General features: G+C 51.2%; 5 protein-coding genes. 2 read left to right on the top strand and 3 right to left on the bottom strand.

The features are described 5' to 3' along the window. Nucleotides 1-4: 4 nt before the first annotated feature. From BLP55_RS03170 to BLP55_RS03160, 3 genes are all read right to left on the bottom strand, one after another. Entirely contained in the window at nucleotides 5-895 is an 891-nt protein-coding gene (locus tag BLP55_RS03170) for a Ppx/GppA phosphatase family protein (protein ID WP_091140879.1), read from the bottom strand. 162 nt (nucleotides 896-1,057) lie between these two features. Further along, nucleotides 1,058-3,169: a polyphosphate kinase 1 gene (ppk1, locus tag BLP55_RS03165; protein ID WP_091140878.1), complete on the bottom strand. Its 2,112-nt coding sequence runs from the start codon at nucleotides 3,167-3,169 to the stop codon at nucleotides 1,058-1,060. After that, the gene (locus tag BLP55_RS03160) at nucleotides 3,170-3,670 is read right to left on the bottom strand and encodes a SixA phosphatase family protein (RefSeq protein WP_091140877.1); all 501 of its coding nucleotides are present in this window, start codon (nucleotides 3,668-3,670) and stop codon (nucleotides 3,170-3,172) included. 781 nt (nucleotides 3,671-4,451) lie between these two features. On the opposite strand from BLP55_RS03160, the gene BLP55_RS03155 reads away from it, so the two are divergent. After that, complete coding sequence (locus BLP55_RS03155) at nucleotides 4,452-4,979, top strand: hypothetical protein (protein WP_170826779.1); 528 nt, start codon at nucleotides 4,452-4,454, stop codon at nucleotides 4,977-4,979. 21 nt (nucleotides 4,980-5,000) lie between these two features. After that, on the top strand, nucleotides 5,001-12,169 hold a 7,169-nt coding region (locus BLP55_RS16940), incomplete at its 3' end, for an Ig-like domain-containing protein (RefSeq protein WP_170826778.1).

Genomic DNA, 12,169 nt, shown 5'->3' with positions numbered 1-12,169 from the left:
ATTCCTAAATTCTTCCGTAGTACAAAGCCTTGATGACGCCGTCGGCCAAACCAATCTTGGGCACATAGATTTGGCGCGCCCCGCTCCACTTCATCGCATTGAGGTACACGCGTAAGGCGGGAATAATGACGTCGGCGCGGTCGGGGTTGAGCCCCAGTTCGTACACGCGTTGTTCATAGGTCATCGCATCGAGCATCGCATACTGCCCGTTCAAGTATATATAGGAGAGTGGTTTTTCCTGCAGTTTGCCCGACATCTTGAACACTTTGTTGATGTTGCCACCCGAGCCGATGAGTGTGACGGGTTCGTAATCTTGGGTGTTGGTCTTGATCCATTTCTCGATCTCCTGCCAAACGATGTCGTTGACCATGTCGTTGATCAGTCGCACCGTCCCTACCTTAAACGACTTGGACGCAATGATTTTTCCGCCCGAAAACAATGAGAATTCGGTGCTGCCGCCGCCCACGTCTACATACAAATAGGTTTGTTCGGTGCGCACAAGATGGTGCAGGTCGGTCGAGGCGATGATGGCCGCTTCGGTCTTGCCGTCGATGATTTCTATGTCGATACCCGACTCGTTGCGCACAATGTCGACGACCTCTTTCCCGTTGTAGGCTTCGCGCATGGCCGAGGTCGCACAGGCTTTGTAGCGCTCGACTTTGTGTACTTTCATCAGCAAATGGTAGGCTTTCATCGCATCGACCATGCGTTCGATGTTCTCGTCCGAAATTTCGCCCACGGTAAACGCATCCTGACCCAAACGGATCGGCACGCGCACCAGCGAGCTTTTGCTGAATTGGGTTTCCTTTCCTTGTTCCTCGATGATGTTGGACACGAGCAAACGCATGGCATTGGAGCCGATGTCGATGGCCGCGTATTTCTTGATGTTGATCATTTAGAATGTGGTAATTTGGAAATTTGAAAATTTGAAAATGATCATTAGCTGTCGATAACAAATCGAAAAACTAAGAGAACTACAAATCGACGGTTGCGTTGCTATCGCTGCAGCCCATTTCCAAATTTTCAAATTACCTCATTTTCAAATTAATTTTCCAAATTATTTCGCTTTCGCCAACTTGGCTTCCTCGAGCCGGTGCTGGTAATACTTATAGGTTTCGACCTGTGCTCGGAAAATCGGGTCATCGCCACGCACGCGGTATTGGTTGTCTAGTTTTTCCGAATGATAGCGCGCCTTGACGTTTCCTTTCCAGCCCGTGTCGAAATTGTCGATGAGTTCGGCCTTGACCTCCGGGTCATACAGCGGACAGGTCACTTCTACCCTGCCGTCGAGGTTACGCGTCATGAAATCGGCCGACGAAATGAACACATCGGGATCGTTGTTGTTCGCAAAAATATACACGCGCGAATGTTCGAGGAAATTGTCGACAATACTGATGGCTTCGATGTTTTCGCTCATACCGTTCACACCCGGGATCAGTGAGCAAATGCCGCGCACCTGCAACTGGATCTTTACGCCAGCACGACTTGCATCGTATAATTTGTCGATGATCTCGGTGTCGGATAAACTGTTCATCTTGAGCTTCATGTAGGCCGTACGCCCCATGTGCGCGTTGACGATCTCGCGGTCGATGAGCTTGTAAAACTTGTTGCGCGTGTAGTGCGGCGATACGATCAGGTGCTTGTAGCGGTGGATGCGGAAGTTGACCTCGAAAAAATCGAACACCTTGTCGACGTCCTTCAAAATGCCTTGGTGTGCGGTCAGCAACGTCACATCGGTATAGACCGATGCCGTCGATTCGTTGAAATTGCCCGTCGAAATCAAGCCGTAACGACGCAATTTCCCCTCCTGGATGCGTTCGATCACACAAATCTTGCTGTGCACCTTGAGCCCTTTGATGCCAAAGATCAGGTTGATGCCCTCGGTTTGCATCTGCTCGGCATAGGAAATGTTGCTCGCCTCGTCGAACCGCGCCTGCAGTTCGATTTGCACCGTAACCCGCTTGCCGTTCCGGGCCGCGTTGATGAGCGAGCTGATGATTTGCGAGTTCTTGGCCAAACGGTACAGCGTGATCTTGATGGCCGTGACCTTGGGATCGAGCGCCGCCTCGCGCAAAAACTTGATCAGGTAAGAAAAGGTTTGGTACGGCGCATTGACCAGGTAGTCTTTCTTGGCGATTTTCTCGAGTATGCTGCCGTCGAGGCTAAAACCGGGCACGGCCAACGCTTCGTTCTGGTGGTACAACAAATCGTAACGTCCGAGGTTCGGGAAGCTCATGTAGTCGCGTCGGTTGTGGTAGCGCCCGCCCGGAATGATCGAGTCGGTGGCATCGATGTTCATCTTCGAAAGGAAATACTTGAGCGTGTCCTTGCCGATGGATTGGTCGTACACAAAACGCACGGGTTCGCCGATGAGTCGGTCCTTGACGCCCGTCGATATTTTCTCCATCAGCGATTTGCTTTGGTCGGAATCGATGTCGAGCTGGGCATCGCGCGTGATTTTGATCATGTGCGCCTTGATGCTTTCGTAATCAAAAATCGTGAAGATGCTCTCGAGGTTGTAGCGGATCACATCGTCGAGAAAAATGATGTATTGTTTGTCATCGGGCGACGGCAAAACGATGAAACGGTTGAGTGTCTTGGGCAGTTCGATGAGCGCATACCGTACTTCGCCCTTGGGTTTTACGAGCCCCAAAAGCGATTTGTCGGACTTGGGTTTCATGACCAGTTTGATGGCCAGATAACCCGAATTGTCTTTGAGCAGCGGGAATTCGGCCAGGTCGTTGAGGATGATGGTCATGAGCGCCGGGCTTACCTTTTGGACGAAATAATCCTTGACGAACGATTCCTGCTCAGGGTTGAGCTCCTTTTCGTTGACCATGAAAATCCCCTGTTGCTGCAGCTTCTTTTCGATCACGCTCAAAATGCGCAAACTCTCGGATTGCTGTTGGATGACCGTTTCGGTGATGTCTTTGACGAGCTGCTTGGCGCTGATGCCCCCAAGTTCCTTCTCGCCCGACTTGCCCGAAAGGCTTAAACGCCGGACCGCCGCAAAACGCACGCGGAAAAACTCGTCGAGGTTGTTCGAAAAAATCCCTAAAAAACGGAGCCGGTCGAGCAACGGCACTGCGTCGTCTCCGGCTTCCTGTAGTACTCTTGCGTTAAATGCCAACCAGCTCTTTTCGCGGTCGATGTATCTATTGTCTGACACTTAGGTTTGTTTTGATTCTTTTAATTGTCTGGGGAACAGCGTCGCGTGGGTCCTTCCATTGGCCACGCTGGCCCAGTTCTCGGTATCGAATTTAATCGACACAAAGCCTGAAGTGGGCACATTGTCGATATAAATGTCCCCAAATTTATTAACAAAATTCGTGATGGCCTCATTATGTCCGAAAAGAATAACATTATCATAATGGTCGTCGAACGCATGCACGTTGCGCTCGAGCTCGCGTTCGTCGAACGTATACAGGCTGTCGCGAAAGTTGATGTTCTCGACGGGATACGATATGTTTTGCGCAAAAATCAGCGCCGTTTCCTTGGCACGCGTGGCCACGCTGCTCCAAATGGTGAACGTTTTCGGCAGATGGATCTGGCAATTCATCGATACCAGATGGGCGTCCTGGATTCCTCTTGCGTCGAGCGGCCGGTCGATGTCGCTCAGCGGGGCTTCCCAACTCGATTTGGCGTGCCTGATCAGAATTAAATTTTTCATTGCGAATGGTTTAGGTTGTGCTGTCGTAAAAAAACGGTCTGCTTTTGTAATCGTAATTTACAAAAAAAATGTTTGCGTCGTCACAGAAAAAAACGACGTGAAAAGCGAAACCGACAACAACCTATTGTTGTAGTTATTTTCGGCTTTTTTTTTAGTTAAAAATACCGTTGGTCGTCAAAAAGAAACTTAACATCCGGGGGCGAAAATTAAAAAAGCGTAAAAACAACACTAATCAAATTTGTGATTAAACTGCAATATTTAGGCTAATGTTATCAACAAATCTTGGTTAATTAATTTTTGTAGGAAATAACAATCAAAATGTGTTAAATAGCGCATTTTAACCATTTTTTTTGCACTTTATCGATGTTTTTTTTGGTTACTAAGTTTATTCCACCTAGTTTTGGCTCAACAATTACGGAAAAAAATCTGCAAATGCAAAAAATGTTTAATGCATTTCGTCGATTTTAACGCCAAGAACACCTTGAAATTCCGAGTCGTTTTTGTTAAAAAAAATCAGAACGGAATGTTAAATTTCAAAAAAAAAGGTACTTGAACGAGTTTTCAGGTTGTTGGTGGAAAAAATGATAGTAAAAATGTTTATGTAAGTAATTTAGCCCAAAATAATTTCTTGACCCTTAGTGTGTCCGGTGGTTATTTGAAAAGAATAAATGTCAAAAAACAGATGAATTAAATTTTTAATCTCATGAAAAGACAGGTCCCAAATGAATTAATTAACCAACCCGACAATGTTCCATTGTTGAGAAAACCCCTAATTTTAATGATGAGAAAACTACTACTATTGCTGGCGTTTGTGCTCTTTGTCACAGGCGCATCAGCACAGGAGTCCAGGATGTCTTCTGGAATTCCGGAAGTCAAAGCGTTCATCGCTTCCCTAAAAGCGACCGAACAGACCTCCAGGGCGGCAGCCAGCACCGATTTCTCTCAGGCCAGCAGCGTCGAAGATTTGGTCTTCAAGGCCCACGATGCGCAATACCTGAGCGGCGGCGTGGTCAAAACCTATGGATCCAAACCACGACAGCTGTTTATCGATGCCACGTCGATGGGCGGCTTGAACAATCCGTCATTGCTCAAAAACAATGTCGACATTGTAACCATCCGGATTAATAGCGCCAGCGACCTGAACGCGACTATTGATTTATCCCAGTTCTCAAGTTTCAAGAGCCTGAAGTATGTGCACATCGTTTCGACGGTAGCCACATCGGCCAGTCATTTGTCGAGCAAAATCGTCAACAACGAAGAACGTCTTACGGTATTCTATTCGATCCATACCGGAGAAGGAAATCAATAATCATTCATAACAGCAAACATTATGAAGAATTTATACTTATCATCGAAAAACAAACTGCAGTTTCTGGCAGCTTTCGCATTGGTCTTTTTGGGATTGGCGACTGCCGAAGCGCAAGTGAGGGTCGGGTTTACACAAAGGACTTCTTCCTACACCCCTACCAAGAAGATCTACAACATCAAAGGTAACTTTACCATGTTGGGCAACACTTGCCTTAGTCCGCAAAACTATGGCAACAACACCAACAACAACGGCCAGAACATGTTGTACGTCGATACCGACGGCGATCCGTTTACGTTGAACTCTTCGGCGGCCACCATGGTCCTGCCGATGGAAAACGGCGGCGCGCCTGAATGTTCGAACATCGTATACGCAGGTTTGTACTGGACAGGCAAATCGTCTTCTAACACGACCTTTACGGTGTCGAAGAGCATGCCTACCGGTTCGGCACCGATCAACAGCAACTTTACGATCAACCACAACCAGAACATCAGTACTACGAATTACTCGATGTCGGTAACCCGTGGCGGCTCAAGTGGTGCGCGTTATCCGATTTATACCTTCTCGGGCAACGGCAACACCTATGCGTTCCATTTCTACAACAGCGGCAACCCGCGTGTAGAACTTTCGGTGAACGGCTCGTCGAACTTTATCGCTGTTCCGGTTACCGTAACCGGTGGAGGGACTTGGACCGCTACGCTGACCACGCCTTATGTGATTACCGACGGCGCGGCCACGATCACGATCAACACCTTGATCAGAAACTCTGGTACCAACCAGGGTACTACCGATACACAAAACAACTCTGACGCCGGCGTGAACGTTTCGGGGTCAGTTCCTGTTTACAACACCGTCACCAAGAACTACGACAAACGCGTGATTTCCCTCAAAGGACCTAACGCGGCTTCTTATACGCAGTTTACCGCGGCTACCAACGACATCTACTACCCATCGGGTACAGACGACGACATCTATTCGGCTTACACCGAAGTGACCGACTACGTAAGAACACATGGTATCGGCCAGTATTGGGCTGCCGATATGGCGCTCCTCGAAGGAAACGTCGGCGGAACCGGATATGCCGGTGGCTGGGGTATGATTGTCGTGTACGAAAACAGCAAGATGAAATACCGCGACGTGACCATTTTTGATGGTTATGCGTATGTCAACTCAGGAAACAGCTCGGGCTTTGACTTGCCGGTGGCCGGTTTCAACACCGTACAGTATGGCAACGTAGGCGTCAAATTGGGCGTCATGGCCTCTGAGGGCGACGTGAATTTCACGGGCGACTATTTCCGTATCAGACAACTCAACTCGGGCAACTATTCCGATTTGAGCCACAGCGGCAACAGCGCGACCAACTTCTTCAACTCGTCGATCAACACGCCGGGGGCTAGAAATCCGCAATTGCAGAACAACACGGCCATCGACATCAGTATGTTCGACGTGCCGAATCCGAACAACACCGTAATCGGCAACAGCCAGACTTCGACCAACTTCCGTTACGGAACCGATGGTGATACCTATTCGATTTTTGCCATCGCGATGGCGGTCGATGCGTACATCCCGGACACCGACGGCGAAATCTCGGCCGTGACCATCAACGGACAACCTGCCGGAGCCGGGCCATACAATGCCTTGCCGGGTCAGGAACTAGAATACAAAATCAAGGTAAGAAACCGCGGAACCGAAGCGATCAACAACTACCGCATCACGGTACCGGTACCTTATAATGCTACTTTTGTAGCAGGCAGTGCGGCCAGACAGGTGTTTTTTACCCCTGCACCTACGCCAAACACCTTGACCTACAACCCAGCCGTAGGCGCCAATGGTTCGATCATTTGGGATTTGGGCACTTTGCCTGTCCCTGCGGGCGGTCCAGACACGTTGTTGGGCGAAATGACTTTCAAGATCAAAGTCACCACCGACTGTACTTTGCTCAAGAACACCAACTGTAACAACGCGGTCGCCGTCAATGGTATGATCAGTGGTACGGGTGCGATCACGGGCATTGCATTGGTCAACAAAGATTTGATCCAGGGCTACACCAGCAGCGGTTCATGTCAGGGCATCGAAATTGCGGCGCCGATCATCGTGAACGTCAACGCGCAGGACTTCGTGAACCTGAACTGTCAGGCGGTTCCACCGATCACGGCGTTTTACATCTGTAACTCGGGTACGTCTATTCCAATCACCGAAGTCTCTGGTGGATTCCCTCCGGGTTCTACCTACTGGAGCTCTTATCCGGTGGTAAGCGGACAAACCGTACAATATACAATCAACAACCCGTTCCCTGCCACTTTGGGCACATCGACATACTATGCGATTCCGCCGGGTGTTTTGAACGGATGTTATTTCCAGTTTACGATTACCGTATCGACCATCACGTCTACACCGGCTACTGCCGCGAATGTGTACTACTGTCAAGGTGCCGCCGCATCGCCACTTACGGCTACGGCCAGCGCATCGGGATTGAACCTGTACTACTTCGATTCATTGAATGGTGTAGCACAAACGTCGATTACACCATCTACGGCAACCATCGGACAGACTACCTATTATGTAGCCGAAGGCCAATCGTTGACTTGTATCGGTCCTAAGACACCAATCGTGGTGACCGTCTATGCGATCCCTACAACCCCTGTATTGGGCACCGTTACACAACCTACTTGTAGCGTGGCTACAGGAAGCGTCGCGCTCAGCGGATTGCCAGCAGGCAACTGGACCATTACCCAAACCGGTACGGCCAACGCTACCTATAATGGTACAGGTGCGAGCTTTGTAGTGCCTACTTTGGCCGCAGGAAGCTACACGTTTACCGTGGGCGCCAACAACTGTACGTCGCCGGCGACTACTTCGGTAACCATCAACGAACAACCGTCTACACCGCAAGTGCCGGTATCGGGTGGTAACCAAACCGTTTGCGAGGCTTCGCCGATCCAGACGTTGACGGCTACCGCAACCGCAGGCAATGGGGAAACCATCGTTTGGTATTCTGCCGCAACAGGTGGTGCCATCGTGGCCAACCCAATCTTGAACACGGTTGGAACCGTAACCTACTACGCACAAGCCAACACCGCGGCGGGTTGTATCAGTCCAAGCCGTGTGGCCGTGACGTTGACCATCAACCCTGCACCGGCAGCTCCGGTATCGGGTGGCAACCAAACGGTTTGTGAGGCTTCGCCTATCCAGACCTTGACCGCTACGGCGACTTCGGCTTCGGGTACTTCTATCGTATGGTATGATGCCGCAACAGGCGGAAACATCGTGGCCAATCCGATCTTGAATACCGTCGGAACCGTGACCTATTATGCACAAGCCAATGTAACCGATTCAGATTGTTCTTCTTTCTCAAGAACTGCGGTTACCTTGACCATTAACCCTGCCCCTGCGGCGCCAACCGTAACGGCTTCGAACATCACCGAGTGTGAGCAATCGCCTATCCAAACCTTGACCGCCACAGGTACTGCTCCTGCGGGATCAACCATCGTTTGGTACAACGCGGCCACAGGCGGATCGGTTGTAGCCAACCCGGTATTGAACTCTGTGGGTACCGTTACCTACTATGCACAGGCCAATGGCGCGGGCAACTGTTCTTCATTGACAAGAACTGCCGTAACCTTGACCATCAACGCGGCGCCTGCTGCTCCGGTTTCAGGTGGCAACCAAACCGAGTGTGAGGCTTCGCCGATCCAAACTTTGACCGCAACGGCTACAGCTCCTGCGGGACAAGCCGTGGTTTGGTATGATGCCGCAACAGGTGGCAACATCGTAGCCAACCCTACTTTGAATACTGTAGGTACTGTGACCTATTATGCACAGGCCAACAACAATACGTCTTCTTGTTCATCGTTGACAAGAACGCCGGTTATCTTGACCATCACCAACGCGCCGGTTGCTCCGGTTTCTGGTGGAGACCAAACCGTTTGTCAGGCGAACCCAATCCAGACTTTGACCGCTACGGCTACCGCGCCGGGTGGTGCAACCATCGTTTGGTATACGGCCGCAACTGGCGGATCGGTAGTGGCCAATCCAATCCTGAACACGGTTGGAACGGTAACTTACTATGCACAGGCTTCGGGTGGATCTTGTTCTTCATTGGCAAGAACCGCCGTAACCTTGACCATCAACCCCGCTCCGGTTGCACCAACCGTATCGGCTTCGAACATCACCGAGTGCGAGCAATCGCCAATCCAGACTTTGACCGCTACGGCTTCGGCCCCTGCGGGTACAACCGTGGTTTGGTATGACGCCGCTACGGGTGGCAACGTAATCGCCAACCCGATCTTGAACTCGGTAGGTACTGTGACTTACTATGCACAAGCCAACACAGGTGCCACTTCTTGTACTTCGTTGACCAGGACTTCGGTTACATTGACCATCAATGCCGCACCGACTGCACCAACCGTACAGGCTTCGAACATCACCGAGTGTGCGCAATCACCTATCCAAACTTTGACCGCAACGGCTACGGCTCCTGCGGGTGCAACAGTGGTTTGGTATACAGCCGCTACAGGCGGATCTATAGTAGCCAACCCAATCCTGAACACTGTTGGAACGGTAACTTATTATGCACAAGCCAATGTGGGCGCTTCGAACTGTGCTTCGTTGACAAGAACTGCCGTGACGTTGACCCTCAACGCGACACCGGCCGCGCCTACTGTCCAGGCTTCTAACATCACCGAGTGCGAGCAATCGCCAATCCAGACTTTGACCGCTACGGCTACTGCTTCGGCAGGACAAACGATTGTATGGTACTCTGCCGCTACTGGTGGATCAGTTGTCGCCAACCCGATCTTGAATACCGTCGGAACTGTGACTTACTACGCACAAGCCAATGCCGATGCTACCGCTTGTTCATCATTGACCAGAACAGCCGTGACGTTGACCATCAACGCTACGCCAGCTGCGCCTACCGTACAGGCTTCGAACATCACCGAGTGCGAGCAATCGCCAATCCAGACCTTGACCGCTACGGCTACGGCTCCTGCAGGTGCAACCGTGGTTTGGTACACGGCCGCAACCGGCGGATCTGTAGTAGCCAACCCGATCTTGAACAGCGTCGGAACGGTGACTTACTACGCGCAGGCCAACAGCGGATCTTCTGACTGTACGTCTTTCGAAAGAACGGCCGTTACGCTCACAATCAACGCCGCACCTGTTGCGCCGACTGTTTCGGCTTCGAACATTACCGAGTGCGAGCAATCGCCTATCCAAACGTTGACCGCTACGGCTACGGCTCCTGCGGGTGCCACCGTGGTTTGGTATGACGCCGCTACAGGTGGAAACATCGTGGCTAGTCCGATCTTGAACAGCGTCGGAACCGTGACTTACTATGCACAAGCCAACACTGGCGCGACTGCATGTACTTCTTTGACAAGAACTTCGGTTACATTGACGATCAACGCGGCACCAACCGCACCGACTGTTTCGGCTTCGAACATCACCGAATGCGAGCAGTCGCCAATCCAGACTTTGACCGCTACGGCTACGGCCCCTGCTGGTGCTACCGTTGTTTGGTATGACGCCGCTACAGGTGGTAACATTGTGGCCAACCCGATTTTGAATACTGTCGGAACCGTGACTTATTATGCACAGGCCAACACCGGTACCACCGCTTGTACTTCATTGACCAGAACAGCTGTCACGCTGACCATTACGCCAGCGCCTGCTGCTCCTACAGTACAGGCTTCGAACATCACCGAGTGTGAGGTTTCGCCAATCCAGACCTTGACCGCTACGGCTACGGCTCCTGCCGGTACTGATGTGGTTTGGTACGATGCCGCTACGGGTGGAAATATCGTGGCCAACCCTATTTTGAATACCGTTGGTACCGTGACTTATTGGGCACAGGCTTCGGGAGAATCTTGTTCGTCATTGACCAGGACTTCGGTGACCTTGACCATCAACGCAGCGCCGGACGCACCAACCGTGCAGGCTTCGAACATCACCGAGTGTGAGGCTTCGCCTATCCAAACCCTTACTGCGACCGCTACGGTCCCTGCGGGTGCTACTTTGGTATGGTATGATGCTGCCGTTGGCGGAAACATTGTGGCCAACCCTATTTTGAATATCGTAGGTACTGTGACCTATTATGCACAGGCCAATTTTGGCAACACGTCATGTACGTCATTGACCAGAACGGCTGTGACTTTGACCATCACCAACGCTCCGGTATCGCCAGTTTCTGGTGGTGACCAAACCGAGTGCGAGCAATCGCCTATCCAAACCTTGACCGCTACGGCTACTGCTGCTGCCGGACAAACCATCGTTTGGTATGATGCCGCTACAGGTGGCAACGTGGTCGCCAACCCAACTTTGAACACCGTGGGTACGGTTACGTATTATGCACAAGCTTCGGGTGGTTCTTGTTCTTCATTGACCAGAACTCCGGTCACTTTGACGATCAACCCTGCTGCTGCCGCCCCTACCGTACAGGCTTCGAACATCACCGAGTGTGAGCAGTCGCCAATCCAGACCTTGACCGCTACGGCCAACGCCGCTGCAGGTGTCACTGTCATCTGGTTCGACGCTGCAACCGGCGGAAACGTAGTAGCCAATCCAATCTTGAATACCGTTGGAACGGTAACGTACTATGCGCAAGGTGTGGTAGACAATACGTCTTGTTCTTCTTTGACCAGGACTGCTGTTACGCTTACCATCAACCCTGCTGCCGACGCACCAACCGTACAGGCTTCTAACATCACCGAGTGTGAGCAGTCGCCAATCCAGACCTTGACCGCTACGGCTACGGCCCCTGCGGGTGCAACCGTGGTTTGGTATGATGCCGCTACGGGTGGTAACGTCGTCGCTAACCCGATCTTGAATACCGTCGGTACCGTGACTTATTATGCACAGGCCAATGTAGATGCTACTGCTTGTTCTTCTTTGACAAGAACTTCGGTTACACTTACCATTACACCTGCTGCCGAGGCACCGACTGTACAGGCTTCGAACATCACCGAATGTGAGCAGTCGCCAATCCAGACTTTGACCGCTACGGCTACGGCCCCTGCGGGTGCTACTGTGGTTTGGTACGATGCCGTTACGGGTGGTAACATCGTCGCCAACCCTATCTTGAATACCGTCGGCACCGTGACCTATTATGCACAGGCCAATGTAGATGCTACCGCTTGTTCTTCTTTGACAAGAACTTCGGTTACACTCACCATCAACCCTGCTGCCGAGGCACC

The organism is Flavobacterium caeni, from assembly GCF_900101895.1.
GTDB classification, from domain to species: Bacteria; Bacteroidota; Bacteroidia; order Flavobacteriales; family Flavobacteriaceae; genus Flavobacterium; species Flavobacterium caeni.
Note: the sequence above shows the minus strand (reverse complement) of the source record. Positions and strands in the feature narration are given on the sequence as shown.